We start from the raw sequence: 16,029 nt of genomic DNA on the forward strand, positions 1-16,029 counted from the left end.
GCGTAACCGCTGCCCCGGACGATTCATTCCGCGCGGATCGATGTCGCACTCGCGCAGTAGCCTGAGGGAATGAGCATGGGCGGGCGGGGAGCAGGGTTCCGCGGAGTGGATGAGGCCGCGCAGCGGCGCCTGAACGCCGAAGCCCCGAGGGTGCGCGGACTCGGGCGTCGTGTCGTGGCGCTCTTCTCCCGGTACCGCGGACGTCTGGCTCTCACTGCCCTGCTGGTCGTGGTGGGAGCGGGCCTCGCGGTGGTTCCGCCGCTGCTCGTGCAGCGGATCTTCGACGATGCGCTCTTCCCGCTGGAGGGAGGCGGACCGCATCTCAATCTGCTCTCGCTGCTGGTCGGCGTGATGATCGCGCTGTTCCTGCTGTCGGCGGCACTCGGCGTCGTGCAGACCTGGCTCACCTCGACCGTCGGCAACGAGGTCACCGGCGACCTGCGGGTGAAGCTGTTCGAGCATCTGCAGGCCATGGAACTGGGATTCTTCACCCGCACCAAGACCGGAGTCATCCAGTCGCGGCTGCAGAACGACGTCGGCGGAGTCTCCGGAGTGCTCACCAACACGGTCACCAGCATCCTGGGCAACACGGTCACCGTCATCGCGTCACTGGTCGCGATGATCCTCATCGATGTGCGTCTCACGCTGATCGCCGTCGTGATGATGCCGATCCTGGTGCTCATCCAGCGCCGGGTCGGGCAGGTCCGGGCGCGCATCGCGGCCGAGACCCAGGAGTCGCTCTCGGAGCTCACCAGCATCACCCAGGAGACGCTGAGCGTCTCGGGCATCCTCCTGTCGAAGTCGTTCAACAGGCAGCGCACCGAGTCGGTGCGCTACCAGGACGAGAACCGCAATCAGGTGCGCCTGCAGGTGCGCAGGGCGATGAGCGGTCAGGGCTTCTTCGCCGTCGTGCAGGTGCTGATGGCCAGCGTGCCGGCCGTCATCTACCTGGTCGCCGGGCTCTTCATCACCGGCGGCACGGGTGACATCACAGCGGGCGCGATCGTCGCGTTCACCACGGTTCAGGCGCGGCTGCTCATGCCGCTGATGGGTCTAATGCGCGTGGCGCTCGACCTGCAGACCTCGCGCGCGCTGTTCGCCCGCATCTTCGAGTATCTCGATCTCGTGCCGCAGATCGGCGACGCGCCGGGCGCGGTCGACGTGCTCGCGGCACCGGGTCCCCGCGGCCGGGTCCAGTTCGACGACGTCGTGTTCCGTTATCCGGATGCCGCGGCCGACGCACCTCCGACCCTGGACGGCGTCTCCTTCGTCGCGGAGCCGGGCAGTCACGTCGCCTTCGTGGGGCCGTCCGGCGCGGGCAAGACGACGATCCTGTACCTCGCGCCCCGGCTGTACGAGGCGAGCGGCGGATCGGTGCGCTTCGCCGGCGCCGACGTGCGCGGGCTGCGACAGGATTCGATCATCGACGACATCGGGATCGTCTCGCAGGAGACCTATCTCTTCCACTCGACGATCCGCGAGAACCTGCGGTACGCCAAGCCGGATGCCACCGACGCGGAGCTCGAGCAGGCGTGCCGGGCCGCCAACATCCACCACGTCATCGCCGGGTTCGAGAAGGGCTACGACACGGTCGTGGGAGAGCGCGGCTACCGGCTCTCGGGTGGTGAGAAGCAGCGCATCGCCATCGCGCGCGTGCTGCTCAAGGACCCGCCGGTGCTGCTGCTCGACGAGGCCACTTCCGCACTCGACACGGTCTCGGAGCGTGTCGTCCAGGAGGCGCTCGACGAGGCCGCGAAGGGACGGACGGTGATCTCCATCGCGCATCGGCTGTCGACGGTGATGGGCGCCGATGCCATCCACGTGCTCGAAGCAGGCCGGATCGTCGAGTCCGGCACGCATGCGGATCTTCTCGCGGCCGGGGGCCTGTACGCAGACCTCGCCGCGCAGCAGGTGGCCGCCTCGCGCATCGAGCCGCACACGGAGATCTAGTGGGCTGAGAGCCCACCGTCGACGAACAGCGAGTGGCCGGTGACGTACCCCGACCCCGGTCCGGCGAGGAACACGGCCGCTGCGGCGAAGTCCTCGGGGAGTCCGTTGCGGTCGATCATCGTGCGCGCCGCGAGCTCGGCGACCTTCGCCGCGTCGTCCTGAAGGCGGGCGTTCAGCGGGGTCAGCACGAAACCGGGCACAAGCGTGTTGCTCGTGACACCGGTGCCACCCCAGGCCTCGGCCTCAGAGCGCATGAGCGACTCGACCGCGCCCTTCGAGACGCCGTACACGCCACTGGACACGAAAGCACGGTGAGCCTGCTGCGAACTGACGTGGATCAGTCGTCCGAAGCCGCGCTCTGCCATGCCCGGCGCGAAGCGCTGGCCGAGCAGGAACGGCGCCATCGTGTTGACCGTGAGCGTGACGTCCCAGTCGGCCTCCGTGATCTCGGTCAGGGGCGGCCGGATGTTGATCCCGGCCGAGTGGACGAGGATGTCCGGCTCACCGAACGGCTCGGTCACCGCATCCGCGACCGCGCGGATGCCCGCGCGCGTGCTGAGATCGCCCACGACGCCGGCCGCTCGGCATCCCGCATCCTCCAGCTCCCGCACGGTCGTCTCGATCCGGTCAGCGCCTCGGGCCACGATGACCGTCGCGGCGCCCGCCCTGGCGAGCGAGGCGGCGATGGCCCGGCCGATTCCCGAGGACCCTCCCGTGACGACGGCGGTGCGTCCCTGCAGGGAGAAGAGGGAGTCGAGGTGGCGGTTCATGAGCCTCACCAGGTCAGTGCAGTGGAGAGAGACGGGTCCGGGGAGGCGTCGGCGTACTCCGGCAGAGCGCGCAGTTCGTCTTCGAAGGCGCGCAGCGCCGCGGCATAGCCGGGGTCCGGATGCTGAGCCGCGATGCGCTGCAGAGGCGGCAGGTCCATCGCCAGGATCAGATCCAGCCGTGCGACGACGGCCGAGGCGGCGCCCGCCTCGCGCAGCACCCGGATGCCGCCGCGCAGCGCGGTGAGGTAGTCGTGCAGCACGGGCAACCGGTTCTTTCCCTGTGTGATCGACGTGCCTTCGGCGCGGATCCGCCAGTGCACGACCACCTCGGGGATCACATCGAAAGCCCGCGCCTGCGTGTACATCCGCTGCGCGACCACCTGGTCCTCGTAGGCGACGTTCTCGGGGAAGCGCAGGTCGTCCCACACGTGCGCTCGGCTGAGCTTCGACCAGGCCACGATGTTCGCGGTCGCGTCGGGATGCTCGGCGAGGGTCACGCCGAGCCGGGCGGGCGAGGTCGCCTGCACCACCCACGGCTGCACGCGCCCCGGATGGTAGACGCCGTCGACCTCTCGGCTGCGCACGTACGCCCCGGCGACGAAGTCGCTGCCGGATTCGTCGAGCGTCGCCAGCCAGCGCCGCAGGGCTGCGGGGGTGAGCTCGTCATCCGCGTCCAGGAAGCCGACGAACGGGGTGTCGATCCGATCCAGGCCGATGTTGCGGGCGGCGCCCAGCCCGCGAGCCTCGTGGTGGTGCAGCACCTCGAAGCGGGGGTCGGATGCCGCCGCTGACGCGAAAACGGCGCCGGTGTCATCGAGCGACCCGTCGTCGACGAGCAGGGCGCGCCAGCGCGTCTCGGTCTGCGCGCGCAGCGACTCGAGAGCGGCCGGAGCGTAGGCGGCGACGTCGCGGCCGGGCACGATCATCGTCACGAGCGGATGCACGCTCCAAGTCTAGGCACCGGGGCGCGACCCGGCGCTCGGGAGACGGCGACCCGCTGCGTGTCAGGCGGCGACGGCGGAGACGGCCGCGGCGACGAGGGCGGCGAGGTGCGCCCCCGCGCCGGAAGGAAGCGGGCTGCGCCCGAACGTGAAGCGTACGGAGGTCCGGGCGATGTCGGGCCGGATGCCGAGTGCGAGCAGTACGGGGGACGGCTCGTCGCTGCCCGCGGCGCACGCAGACCCACTGGACGAGATGACCCCGCGGCGCTCCAGCTCGAGCAGCACGGCCTCACCGCTCGTGCCCGCGAAGGTGAAGCTCGCCAGGTTCGGCAGACGGTGATCGGGGGAACCGGTGAGCGCGGCGGAGGGCACGGCGGCCAGGACCCCGGCGATGAACTCCGCGGTCGCCGAGGCCACCGCGGCCGCCGCGCCTGTGCGTTCCGCGTCGGCGAGATCGATCGCCGTGGCCAGCGCGACCGCTCCGGCCACGTTCTCGGTGCCGCTGCGCCGGCCGCGCTCCTGACCGCCGCCGTGCAGCAGCGGTTCCAGGGGAAGCCGCGAGCGCACGGCCAGCGCGCCGATGCCCTTCGGCGCCCCCAGCTTGTGACCGGCGACCGAGATCGCGTCGACACCCGCACCCCCGCCCAGCTCGCGCAGATCGAGCCAGCCCGCGGACTGCACGGCGTCCACGTGCACGGGAACGCGCCGCTCGCGGGCGATCGCCGCCAGCGTCGCGATGTCCTGCACCGTGCCGACCTCGTTGTTCGCGTGGGCGACGCTGACGAGAGCCGTGTCGTCGCGCAGTGCGGCGGCGAGATCGCCGGGATCGACCAGGCCCTGCCCGTCGACGTCCAGCAGCGTCGTCTCGACGCCGTGGAACCGCTGCAGATAGCCGGCGGACTCCAGGAGCGCCTCGTGCTCGATCGGGGTGGTGATGAGATGGTGGCGACCGCTTGCGAGCACGATGCCCTTGACGGCCAGGTTGTCGGCCTCGGTACCGCCCGATGTGAAGATTACATCGCCGGCTCGCATCCCGAGAGCCGCGGCCACGCGGGCGCGCGCGTCTTCCAGCGCATCCGCGGCCGCCTCGCCGGCGGTGTGGTGGCTGGACGGGTTGCCGAACACATCGGTGAGGTACGGCCGCATCGCCTCGAGCACCTCGGGGCGTACGGGCGAGGTCGCGGCATGATCCAGATAGAGCACCGGCGTCAGCCGATCCGCACGTCAAGCCCCAGGTCGAGCGCACGGGCCGAATGCGTCAGCGCGCCGACTGAGATCACCTGCACGCCCGTCTCGGCGATGGCCCGCACCGTGTCGAGGCTGACGCCGCCCGATGCCTCCGCGGTCGCGCGACCGGCGATGAGCGCGACTGCCGACCGCAGGTCGTCGAGCGAGAAGTTGTCCAGCAGCACGGTGTCGGCGCCGCCGTCGAGCACTGCGGGGATCTGATCGAGCCGGTCGACCTCGACGACCACGTGGGTGGTGTGCGGCAGGCGCGCGAGCGCATCGCGCAGCGCCCCGGCGAGGTCGTGACCGCCCTGACGCAGTACGGCGAGGTGGTTGTCCTTGGCCATCACCGCATCCGACAGCGACCGGCGGTGATTGCTGCCCCCACCCGAGACGACCGCGTGCCTTTCGAACTCGCGCAGCCCGGGCGTGGTCTTGCGGGTGTCGGCGATGCGCACGCCGGTGCCGTCGACAGCATCCACGTAGGTCGTGGTCAACGTGGCGATCCCGCTCATCCGCTGCGTGAAGTTCAGTGCGACCCGTTCGGCCGTCAGGATGCTGCGCGCCGGCCCCTGCACCGAGGCGAGCACGTCGCCTGCGCCGAACCGGTCGCCGTCCGCGACGTGCAGGTCGACCTCGACCGTGGCGTCGGTGAGGGTGAAAGCGGCCGCGAAGACGTCGCCCCCGCTGAGCACGCCCGGCTCGCGGGCCACGAGATCGGCGGTGGCCCTGGCATCCGCCGGCAGCAGGGCGGCGCTGGTGAGGTCTCCCCACGGGGCATCCTCCTCCAGCGCGGCGCGCACGGTGCGGTCCAGAGTGGCGGGAGTGATCATCGGGCTCCGATCAGGGCGGGGGACTGGCGGAAGTGCGCGCCGAGCGAGTCCGTGCGGGCGAGAGCGGCGGATGCTGCCGCCCTGGCCACGACGAGGAGGTTGGCATCCTCCTGTGCCGCGGCCGTGCGCGCCGACGGTTCCTGCCATCCGCTCAGCGTCGCGACCGCCGTCGCGAGTCCGGCATCATAGCGCAGGAGCCCGACGTTCTCCCACATCACGCGCTGAAGTGCTTCCCGGGAGAAGCCGTCGGCCGAGCGGCCCGGATCGCGATGCGTCTCGTGGGTCACGTCCGACACCACGTCCGGGTCGCGATCTGTCCCGGAAAGGCGATGGGAAAGCGGGACGAACTGCGACGGGAAGGCGCCGGAGTCGGCGTTCGGTGCCGGGGCCTGAAGCGCCTCGGCCACGCGTGCCCCGAACACCGCCCCCTCCAGCAGGGAGTTCGACGCGAGGCGGTTCGCGCCGTGCACGCCGGTGCGCGCCGTCTCGCCGACCGCCCACAGGCCGGGCACGGTGGTGCGTCCGTCGATGTCGGTCACGACACCGCCCATCAGATAGTGCGCGGCGGGCGACACGGGCACGGGCTCCCGGGACCAGTCGAAGCCGCGGCGTCGCAGCTCCGCGTCGATCGTCGGGAAGCGGGACGCCAGTCGTGCGGCACCGAGCGCCGTGGCGTCGAGGAGCACGGGAGAGCCCTGCGCGAGCGCTCGCCGTGCCACGGCCCGGGCGACGACATCTCTCGGAGCGAGCTCGCCGTCGGGGTGCTCGTCGAGCAGGAACCGCCGGCCGTCGGCATCACGCAGCACGGCACCCGCACCGCGCACCGCCTCGGAGATGAGGAACGCGTCCGACCCGGCCAGAACCGTCGGGTGGAACTGCACGAACTCCAGGTCGGCGACGGCCGCGCCGGCGCGCAGCGCCATGGCGATCCCGTCGCCCGTGGCACCTGCGGGGTTCGTGGTGAACGGGTGCAGCTGCCCGGCTCCGCCGGTTGCCAGCACCACGGCGTCGCCGGCGACGGGAGTCCCGTCCAGCAGGCGGATGCCCGTGGCCCGGCCGTCGCGGGTGAGCAGGCCGGCGGCGAAGGCGTGCTCGCGCACCCGGACGCCACTCATCCGCAGCCGCGCGGTCAGCGCATCGGAGATCGCCCGGCCCGTCGCGTCGCCGCCGGCGTGCGCGATGCGCGGCAGGCTGTGTGCGGCCTCGAGCCCGCGGGCGAGCGCGCCGTCGGGCGCCCGGTCGAACGGGACACCGGCGTCGATGAGCGCCTCAAGGGCGGCGTGCGCGCCGTCGACCAGCGCCGCGATCGCGACCGGGTCGCCGTGTCCGTCGCCGGCGTGCATGGTGTCGAGGGCGTGAAGTGCAGCGGAGTCACCGGGTCCGTACTCACCGGCGATGCCTCCCTGCGCGTGCGCGGTGCAGCCGCCGCCCAGCACGCCCTTGACGATCACCTCGACCTCGTGGCCGAGGGCGTCCGCGCGCAGCGCCGCGGTGAGCCCCGCGATGCCGGCGCCGACGACGAGCACCTTCATCGCGGCCTCGCGGCCAGCATCCGCTCCAGCGCCAGCCGAGCCGGCGCCGCGACCTCGTCGGACACGCGGATGCGGTTGGGGGTGCGTCCGGCGACGAGCTCCTCGAGCACCCAGGCGAGGTAGCCGGGGTGGATGCGGTACATCGTCGAGCACGGGCACACGACCGGGTCGAGGCAGAAGATCTCATGTTGCGGATGCTGCGCGGCCAGGCGCCGCACCAGGTTGATCTCGGTGCCGATCGCGAAGGCGGTGGGCTCGGTGGCACCGGCGATCGCCTTACGGATGTAGTCCGTCGACCCTGCCTCGTCGGCGGCGTCGACGACCTCCATCGGGCACTCGGGATGCACGATCACCCGCACTCCCGGGTGCTCGGCACGCGCCTTGTCGATCTGGTCGACCGTGAAGCGGCGGTGCACGGAGCAGAATCCGTGCCAGAGGATCACGCGAGACTCGCGCAGATCGGCGGCGGTCGAACCGCCGAGGGGTCGGCGGGGATTCCACAGGGGCATCTGCGCCAGGGGCACGCCCATGGCCTTGGCGGTGTTGCGGCCGAGGTGCTGGTCGGGGAAGAACAGCACCCGGCGACCGCGGGCGAACGCCCACTCCAGCACGGTGCGCGCGTTGGACGACGTGCACACGATTCCGCCGTGCCGTCCGACGAAACCCTTGATCGCGGCCGAGGAGTTCATGTACGTGACAGGGATCACCGGCACGAGGCCGTCGGCATCCGGCTCGTCGAGCGGGCCGAGCACCTCGGCCAGCTGCTCCCAGCAGTCCTCCACCTGGTCGATGTCGGCCATGTCGGCCATCGAGCATCCGGCGGCCAGGTTGGGCAGCACGACCGACTGATCCGGGCCGGAGAGCAGGTCCGCCGTCTCGGCCATGAAGTGCACGCCGCAGAAGACGATCGCATCGGCATCCGGATGCTCCAGCGCGGCGTTCGCGAGCTGGAACGAATCGCCCACGTAGTCGGCGTGACGGACGACCTCCTCACGCTGGTAGAAGTGCCCGAGCACGACGACGCGGTCGCCGAGCGCGTGCTTGGCGGCGCGGATGCGGGCGTCGAGCTCGTCCTCGTCGGCCGTGCGGTACTCGGCGGGCAGCTCGCCCTGGCGCGGAGCCCCTGTGGGGATGACGTCGCGCATCGAGGAGCCGGGGCCGTATCCGGGTCGGGTGTCGAAGTCCCAGGGGCCTGCGGCCAGGTCGGTGGTGCAGGTGGCATCCGTCGAGGCGCCGGTCACGATCGCCTGCAGGGCGTGATCCACCGACGGATCGATGGTGAGGGGGAGGGTGGACATCGGGCGCCGCCTTCTGGTCACGTCGACACTTAGTGTGATCTCAGATTATGTCGATGTGACCAGAAGTGCAATCCAGGGCGTGCCGCCGGCCGGATGTCGGCGAATCCGACGGATGTCGGCGCGAAGCGCCCCGTCGCGCCTGCATCCGTAGGTCGTGCCGACATCTGACGGGAAGGATGCGCCGGATGCCGACATCTGAGGGGAACGGATGCCGCGGGATGCCGGCATCTGAGGGGAACGGATGCGGCGGATGCCGCCGGATGCCGGATCAGGCGTCGGCGATGTAGCGGTACAGGCGCGCGGGGCGGTGCTTGCCGGTGCGGAACGACTCCGTGGGCACGAGCTCGTCCGAGCCCTCGAGCAGCCGACGGAAGTTCGACGGGTCCAGCCGGCGGCCGAGCACCGCCTCGTACACCTCGCGCAGCTCGGTGAGCGTGAACTCGTCGGGCAGCAGTCCCGCCGCGATGCGGCTGTAGCCGACCTTGTTGCGCAGCCGGTCGAGTGCGTACTCGGCGATGCGGTTGTGGTCGAAGGCGAGCGGGGGCATCGCATCCACGTCGAACCACTCGACGTTCTCCGGCGCATCGCGGGCCGAGCGCTGCGCGTCGACGAGATCCGAGCGCAGCAGCGCCCAGTAGACGATCGAGATGGCCCGCGTCGGAGCGCGGTCCACGTCGCCGAACGTGTACAGCTGCTCCAGGTAGCTGGGTTTGAGGGCTGTGGTCTCGGCGAGGGTGCGCGAGGCCGCGGCATCCAGGTCCTCGGCCGGATCCAGCCAGCCGCCGGGCAGCGCCCACGAACCCAGATGCGGCTGCCGTGTGCGGCGCACGAGCGGAAGCATGAGCCGGTCGCCGTCGTCGGAGGTGCGCAGCGAGAAGATCACGGTCGACACGGCGACGCGGATCGCATCGCCTTCACCTGTCGTCCCGGTCACAACGACGAGCCTAGAGGAGGCCGCCATGCCGCTATGCTGGGAGCCCTAACTGAACACAGGCCGAAAGACCTGTGCGGGAGAGCCCGGCGATGGCAGCCGGGCACCGAAGGAGCAAGCCTCCCCGCCAATCTCTCAGGTACCCCTACCGTGCTGGTCCGGCCGCTCTGAAAAGAGATGCTCACGCATCCGCCGACGGTGAAAGCCCCACTCCTTCTCGAGGAGGGCGAAGCTCTCAGGCCCGATGACAGAGGGGGAGTTCCGAGGATGCCGACGACGACATCCTGCCCGACACCGACCGGGAGAACTCCGTGACCGAACCCCGCTACACCCCGCTCCGCGCGCGCCATGAGGCGCTCGGGGCATCCTTCACCGACTTCGGCGGCTGGCAGATGCCGGTGCGATACACCTCCGATCTCGCCGAGCACCACGCCGTGCGCGAGGCCGCGGGCGTCTTCGACATCTCGCACATGGCCGAGTTCCTGGTCGACGGTCCTGCCGCGGCCGAGTATCTCGACTACGCGCTGGCCGGCCGGCTGTCGGCGATGGCCGTCGGCAAGGCCAAGTACTCGCTGCTGCTGGCCGAGGACGGCGGCATCATCGACGACGTGATCGTCTACCGTCTGGGCGAGGAGCGCTTCCTCATCATCTCCAACGCGGGGAACCGGGATGCCGTGCGCGAAGCGCTCGAGGCGCGGACCGTCTCCCTCCAGGTGGAGGTCGCCGACGTCTCGGACGACTACGCACTCATCGCCGTGCAGGGCCCCGTCGCCGAGCGGATCCTCGCGGAGGTCGCGGGCATCGAGGATCTCTCGATCCCGTGGGCCGAGCAGAAGTACTACTCGTGGGCCGGCGCCACCTGGGGCGGCAAGCCGCTGCTGCTGGCACGCACCGGCTACACCGGCGAGGACGGCTTCGAGCTGCTGGTCGCCGCCGCAGACGCCGAGCCGCTGTGGGATGCCGTGCTCGCCGCCGGAGCGTCGCACGGGCTGGTGCCCGCCGGCCTCGCGGCCCGCGACACGCTGCGTCTCGAGGCCGGGATGCCGCTCTACGGGCACGAGCTCTCCCGTGAGACCAAGCCCGCTCAGGCCGGCCTCGGCCGCGTGGTCGTGAGCGACAAGGAGCGCTTCGTCGGCAAGGACGCGGTGAACCCGGCATCCGATGCCCGAGTGCTCGTCGGCCTGACCGCCGAAGGCCGTCGTGCCGGGCGCGCCGGCTACGCCGTGGTGGATGCCGAGGGCGCCGTGCTCGGCGAGATCACCAGCGGTGCGCTGAGTCCGACGCTGGGCCACCCCATCGCCATGGCGTTCGTCGACCCCTCTTCCGCTGACGAGGGAACCGCAGTATTCCTTGATGTGCGCGGGACGAGGATCCCCGCGACCGTGACCGCCCTGCCTTTCTACCGGAGGAAGAAATGACCGATCTCAGCACCCTCAAGTACAGCGAAGAGCACGAGTGGGTCGCCCTCGACGGCACCACCGCGACCGTCGGCATCACCGACTTCGCCGCTGACGCGCTCGGCGACATCGTCTTCGTCGAGCTGCCCGCCGTCGGCACCGAGTTCAGCCGTGGAGACGTGTTCGGCGAGGCCGAGTCGACGAAGTCGGTCTCGGAGCTGTACACCCCGGTCACCGGCACCGTCACGGAGATCAACCAGGCGGTCGTCGACGACCCCGCGCTGCTGAACTCCTCGCCCTTCGAGGATGCCTGGCTGGTCAAGGTGTCGGTCGCCGAGGGTGCCCTGGACGGCCTGCTCGACCGCGACGGCTACGTCGCGCTCACGGAAGGCTGAGAGTGGTCTCGTTCGCCGACCGTCACATCGGGACCCCCGCCCAGGCGCAGCGCCGCATGCTCGACGCACTCGGCGTGGAGTCGAGCCTGGAGGACTGGAGTCCGGTCGAGGCGCTGATGCGCCAGGCCGTCCCCTCCTCCATCTACACGGATGCCGGGGAGACGGGCATCCCGGATGCCGCGAGCGAGGCCGAGGCGCTCGACGAGCTGCGCGCACTCGCCGCCCGCAACACGGTCAACCGGTCGATGATCGGGCTCGGCTACTACGGCACGTTCACCCCGTCGGTCATCCAGCGCAACGTGCTGGAGAACCCGTCGTGGTACACGGCGTACACGCCGTACCAGCCCGAGATCTCGCAGGGGCGACTGGAGGCGCTGATCAACTTCCAGACCATGGTCTGCGACCTGACCGGGCTCTCGACCGCCAACGCGTCGATGCTCGACGAGTCGACCGCGGTCGCGGAGGGGATGCTGCTCGCGCGCCGCGCCTCGAAGGCGAAGTCGCCGGTCTTCGTCGTCGACGCCGACGCGCTGCCGCAGACGAAAGCTCTGCTGCAGACCCGCGCGGTCGCGGTGGGCATCCAGCTCGTCGAGCGCGACCTCGCCGGAGGGGAGGAGCTTCCCGAAGAGCTGTTCGGCGTGTTCGTGCAGTACCCGGGTGCGTCGGGCCGGGTGTGGGACCCGAGCGCCGTGATCGACGCCGCGCATGTCGCGAACGGCATCGTCGTCGTCGCGGCCGACCTGCTCGCGCTCACGCTGCTGCGCTCGCCGGGCTCGCTCGGCGCCGACGTCGCCGTGGGCACCACGCAGCGCTTCGGCGTGCCGATGGGCTTCGGCGGTCCGCACGCCGGCTACATGGCCGTGCGCAACGGCCTGGAGCGTCAGCTGCCCGGCCGTCTGGTGGGCGTCTCGGTCGATGCGAGCGGATACCCCGCGTACCGGCTGTCGCTGCAGACCCGCGAGCAGCACATCCGCCGCGAGAAGGCCACCTCGAACATCTGCACCGCCCAGGTGCTGCTGGCGGTCATGGCCTCGATGTACGCGGTCTACCACGGGCCGGACGGGTTGCGGGCGATCGCCTCGGATGTGGCCTCGAAGGCCGACATCCTGCGAGGCTGGCTCGTCGAGGCGGGAGCCGAGGTCGTGCACGAGGCGTTCTTCGACACCCTCAACGTGCGCGTCGCGGGCGACGCCGTCGGCCTGGCCGCCGCGGCACATGACGCCGGCATCCTGCTGCGGCTCGTCGACGCCGACACCGTCGGCATCGCCGTGGACGAGACCACCACCTTCACCGATCTGCACCGCGTCGCCGTGCTGTTCGGCGGAAAGGAGGAGCGCGTCTTCGGCTTCAGCGGCGGCTCCACCGGCGCAGTGCCCGCGGCCCTGCTGCGCGAGGACGAGTACCTCACGCACCCGGTCTTCCACGTGCACCGCTCCGAGACCGCCATGATGCGCTACCTCAAGCAGCTGGCCGATCGCGACTACGCGCTGGACCGCGGCATGATCCCGCTGGGCTCGTGCACCATGAAGCTCAACGCCGCCACCGAGATGGCCGCGATCACCTGGCCGGAGTTCGCGCAGCTTCACCCGTTCGCACCGGCGGCGGATGTCGAGGGCTCCCTCGCGATGATCGACCAGCTCGAGGCGTGGCTGGCCGAGGTCACCGGCTACGACGCGGTGTCGCTCCAGCCCAATGCGGGTTCGCAGGGCGAGCTCGCCGGGCTGCTCGCGATCCGCGGCTATCACCACGCGAACGGCGACACGCACCGCGACGTGTGCCTGATCCCGTCGTCGGCGCACGGCACGAACGCGGCATCCGCGGTGCTCGCGGGCATGAAGGTCGTCGTGGTCGCCACCGACGAGCTGGGCAACGTCGACCTCGACGACCTGCGCGCGAAGATCGCGCAGCACGCCGAGAACCTCGCCGCGCTCATGATCACCTACCCGTCCACGCACGGCGTGTACGAGGGGCAGGTGGTGGACATCACCGCCGCCGTGCACGACGCGGGCGGCCAGGTGTACGTGGACGGCGCGAATCTCAACGCGCTGCTCGGCTATGCCCGCTTCGGCGACCTCGGCGGGGACGTCTCGCACCTGAACCTGCACAAGACGTTCGCCATCCCGCACGGCGGCGGCGGGCCGGGGATCGGTCCCGTGGCGGCCAAGGCGCACCTCGCGCCGCATCTGCCCGGGCATCCGCAGGCGCAGAAGGACGTGCATGCGGGTGGCCACGTGTTCGAGGGCGGCCCGGTCTCGGGCGCCCCGTACGGCTCTGCCGGCGTGCTGCCCATCTCCTGGGCGTACGTGCGGATGATGGGTGCGGCGGGGCTTCGCCATGCGACGGCCGCCGCCGTGCTCTCGGCGAACTACATCGCCGCGCGGCTCGCGGATCACTATCCGGTGCTGTACACGGGGGAGCAGGGCCGGGTCGCCCACGAGTGCATCCTGGATCTGCGACCGCTCAAGGAGGCCACCGGCGTCTCGGTCGACGACGTCGCCAAGCGGCTCATCGACTTCGGCTTCCACGCGCCCACCATGTCGTTCCCGGTGGCGGGAACGCTCATGGTCGAGCCGACGGAGTCGGAGGACCTGGCCGAGATCGACCGCTTCATCGAGGCGATGATCCTGATCAGGGCCGAGGCGGATGCCGTCGCCGCCGGCCGCTGGCCGGCGGACGACAACCCTCTCGTCAACGCGCCGCACACCGCGTCGTCGCTGATCGCGGGGGAGTGGACTCACGCCTACACCCGTGAGGAGGCCGCGTATCCCGTGCGCGCCCTGATCGCGACGAAGTACTGGCCGCCGGTGCGCCGGATCGACCAGGCGTACGGCGACCGCAATCTGGTGTGCGCGTGCCCGCCCATCGAGGCGTTCGCCTGACCCGTCGGGACACTTCCGGCGCCCTCCGGTCCACCGAGCCGGAGGGCGCCTTCACCCTGCCGTCGAGCCTCAGTAACGGTTGATTAACGGACCTACCGTTCTGCGAGGTCGGCGGTCTAGCCTCGGTACATCGACGCGCTCCTCAAGGGGCGCGCCTCACGTCCACAGGAGGACACGCAATGAAGCGAAACAAGATCACACTGGCTGGGGTCGCGCTGCTCGCGACTGGGGCCCTGGCTCTCGCGGGCTGCGCGAGCGATACAGGGAACGGCGCGGCGGATGACGAGCCCGCCGGCGATTCGAGCGCGATCATCAGCACCAACGGCTCGGAGCCGCAGAACCCGCTGATCCCGACGAACACGAACGAGGTCGGCGGCGGGAAGATCATCGACAGCATCTTCGCCGGGCTCATCACCTACGAAGCCGATGGTGCTGTGACCAATGACGTGGCCGAGGAGATCACCGTCGACTCGCCGACCGAACTCACGGTCAAGATCCGTGAAGGCCTGACCTTCACCGACGGCGAAGAGGTCACCTCCGACAACTTCATCAAGGCGTGGAACTACGGAGCACTGCTGTCGAACGAGCAGAAGTCCAGCTACTTCTTCGAGGACATCGAGGGCTTCAGCTACGAAGAGGATTCCGAGCTGACGGGTCTGAAGGAGGTCGATGAGCACACCTTCACCATCACGCTCAACAAGCCGGCGTCCGACTTCGCCCTGCGCCTCGGCTACTCGGCCTACTACCCGCTTCCGGACGTGGCCTTCGAGGACATGGACGCCTTCGGCGAGAACCCGATCGGCAACGGCCCGTACATGCTCGACGGAGAGGGCGCGTGGCAGCACGACGTCAAGGCGTCGCTCGTGAAGAACGCCGACTACGACGGTCCGCGCGAAGCGAAGAACGGCGGTCTCGACATCGTCTTCTACGCCACGCAGGACGCCGCCTACCAGGACCTGCTGGCGGACAACCTCGACGTGCTCGACGCGATCCCGGACTCGGCTTTCGCGACCTTCGAGGACGAGCTGGAGGGCCGGTCGGTCAACCAGCCCGCCGCGATCTTCCAGTCGTTCACGATCCACCAGGAGCTCGAGCACTTCGCCGGTGAAGAGGGCAAGCTGCGTCGTGCAGCGCTGTCCATGGCCATCAACCGCGATGAGATCACCGATGTGATCTTCCAGGGCACCCGCACCCCGGCCAGCGACTACACCTCGCCGGTCATCGACGGCTGGAGCGACTCGCTCGAGGGGGCCGAGGTCCTCGACTTCAACCCTGAGAAGGCGAAGGAGCTGTGGGCGGAGGCCGATGCGATCAGCCCGTGGAGCGGAAGCTTCCAGATCGCGTACAACACCGATGGCGGACACCAGGCGTGGGTCGACGCGGTCACCAACTCGATCGCAGGCACCCTCGACATCGAGGCGTCCGGAGCTCCTTACCCCGACTTCAAGGGACTGCGTGACGAGGTGACCAACCGCACCATCAAGACCGGCTTCCGCACAGGCTGGCAGGCGGACTACCCGGGCCTGTACAACTTCCTGGGACCGCTGTACGCGACGGACGCGAGCTCCAACGACGGCGACTACTCGAACCCTGAGTTCGACACGCTGCTCAAGGAAGGCATCTCGGCGACCGACAGTGAAGAGGCCAACGCGAAGTTCCTCGCGGCGCAGAGCGTCCTCCTCGAGGACCTGCCCGCCATCCCGCTGTGGTACTCGAACGTCGTCGGCGGATGGGGCACCCAGGTCGACAACGTCGAGTTCGGTTGGAACTCGGTGCCGCTCTACCAGGAGATCACCAAGGCCGAGTGAGCTCGGCCGACGTAGCGAGGCGGTGGCGTACGCGTCACCGCCTCGCTCCATGACGATGCCCGTTGATC

At 70.2% G+C, this 16,029-nt stretch carries 12 protein-coding genes and 1 riboswitch; of the genes, 5 read left to right on the forward strand and 7 right to left on the reverse strand.

Features of this window, described 5'->3' with window-relative positions; all coding sequences use genetic code 11:
* The first annotated feature begins 69 nt into the window (after positions 1-69).
* Positions 70-1,950 carry an ABC transporter ATP-binding protein gene (locus tag ACFWHT_RS04780; protein ID WP_378825942.1) on the forward strand — a complete coding sequence of 627 codons (1,881 nt, stop codon included), beginning with the start codon at positions 70-72 and terminating at the stop codon, positions 1,948-1,950.
* Here ACFWHT_RS04780 and ACFWHT_RS04785 read toward each other — a convergent pair.
* The 7 genes from ACFWHT_RS04785 to ACFWHT_RS04815 all read right to left on the reverse strand — a co-directional run bounded on the left by ACFWHT_RS04785 (position 1,947) and on the right by ACFWHT_RS04815 (position 9,485).
* Positions 1,947-2,720 (reverse strand): SDR family NAD(P)-dependent oxidoreductase, encoded by a 774-nt coding sequence (locus tag ACFWHT_RS04785; RefSeq protein ID WP_378827901.1) that lies wholly within the window; start codon positions 2,718-2,720, stop codon positions 1,947-1,949. The two genes, ACFWHT_RS04780 and ACFWHT_RS04785, sit on opposite strands and share 4 nt — an antisense overlap.
* 5 nt (positions 2,721-2,725) lie before the next feature.
* Complete coding sequence (locus ACFWHT_RS04790; RefSeq protein WP_378825944.1) at positions 2,726-3,664, reverse strand: glycosyltransferase family 2 protein; 939 nt, start codon at positions 3,662-3,664, stop codon at positions 2,726-2,728.
* 60 nt (positions 3,665-3,724) lie between these two features.
* Positions 3,725-4,864 carry a cysteine desulfurase family protein gene (locus ACFWHT_RS04795; protein WP_378825946.1) on the reverse strand — a complete coding sequence of 380 codons (1,140 nt, stop codon included), beginning with the start codon at positions 4,862-4,864 and terminating at the stop codon, positions 3,725-3,727.
* A 5-nt stretch (positions 4,865-4,869) separates the two neighbouring features.
* Positions 4,870-5,721 (reverse strand): carboxylating nicotinate-nucleotide diphosphorylase, encoded by an 852-nt coding sequence (gene nadC, locus ACFWHT_RS04800; RefSeq protein WP_378825948.1) that lies wholly within the window; start codon positions 5,719-5,721, stop codon positions 4,870-4,872.
* Positions 5,718-7,253 carry an L-aspartate oxidase gene (nadB, locus tag ACFWHT_RS04805; protein ID WP_378825950.1) on the reverse strand — a complete coding sequence of 512 codons (1,536 nt, stop codon included), beginning with the start codon at positions 7,251-7,253 and terminating at the stop codon, positions 5,718-5,720. The genes nadC and nadB overlap by 4 nt, the downstream gene beginning before the upstream one ends.
* Positions 7,250-8,551 (reverse strand): quinolinate synthase NadA, encoded by a 1,302-nt coding sequence (gene nadA / locus ACFWHT_RS04810; RefSeq protein ID WP_378825952.1) that lies wholly within the window; start codon positions 8,549-8,551, stop codon positions 7,250-7,252. Before nadA ends, nadB begins: the two co-directional genes overlap by 4 nt.
* 268 nt (positions 8,552-8,819) lie before the next feature.
* Positions 8,820-9,485: an NUDIX domain-containing protein gene (locus ACFWHT_RS04815; RefSeq protein WP_378825954.1), complete on the reverse strand. Its 666-nt coding sequence runs from the start codon at positions 9,483-9,485 to the stop codon at positions 8,820-8,822.
* 64 nt (positions 9,486-9,549) lie between these two features.
* Positions 9,550-9,643, forward strand: a riboswitch (glycine riboswitch).
* A gap of 150 nt (positions 9,644-9,793) precedes the next feature.
* Between ACFWHT_RS04815 and gcvT the strand changes: the two genes are divergently transcribed.
* The 4 genes from gcvT (at position 9,794) to ACFWHT_RS04835 (ending at position 15,961) form a co-directional block, all read left to right on the forward strand.
* Positions 9,794-10,900 (forward strand): glycine cleavage system aminomethyltransferase GcvT, encoded by a 1,107-nt coding sequence (gene gcvT / locus ACFWHT_RS04820; protein WP_378825956.1) that lies wholly within the window; start codon positions 9,794-9,796, stop codon positions 10,898-10,900.
* The gene (gcvH, locus tag ACFWHT_RS04825; RefSeq protein WP_378825958.1) at positions 10,897-11,274 is read left to right on the forward strand and encodes a glycine cleavage system protein GcvH; all 378 of its coding nucleotides are present in this window, start codon (positions 10,897-10,899) and stop codon (positions 11,272-11,274) included. The genes gcvT and gcvH overlap by 4 nt, the downstream gene beginning before the upstream one ends.
* A gap of 56 nt (positions 11,275-11,330) precedes the next feature.
* Positions 11,331-14,153 (forward strand): aminomethyl-transferring glycine dehydrogenase, encoded by a 2,823-nt coding sequence (gcvP, locus tag ACFWHT_RS04830; RefSeq protein WP_378827903.1) that lies wholly within the window; start codon positions 11,331-11,333, stop codon positions 14,151-14,153.
* 179 nt (positions 14,154-14,332) lie between these two features.
* Positions 14,333-15,961: an ABC transporter substrate-binding protein gene (locus ACFWHT_RS04835; RefSeq protein WP_378825960.1), complete on the forward strand. Its 1,629-nt coding sequence runs from the start codon at positions 14,333-14,335 to the stop codon at positions 15,959-15,961.
* Positions 15,962-16,029 lie beyond the last annotated feature (68 nt).

It is taken from the genome of Microbacterium sp. NPDC058342, assembly GCF_042723935.1.
Classification (GTDB): domain Bacteria; phylum Actinomycetota; class Actinomycetes; order Actinomycetales; family Microbacteriaceae; genus Microbacterium.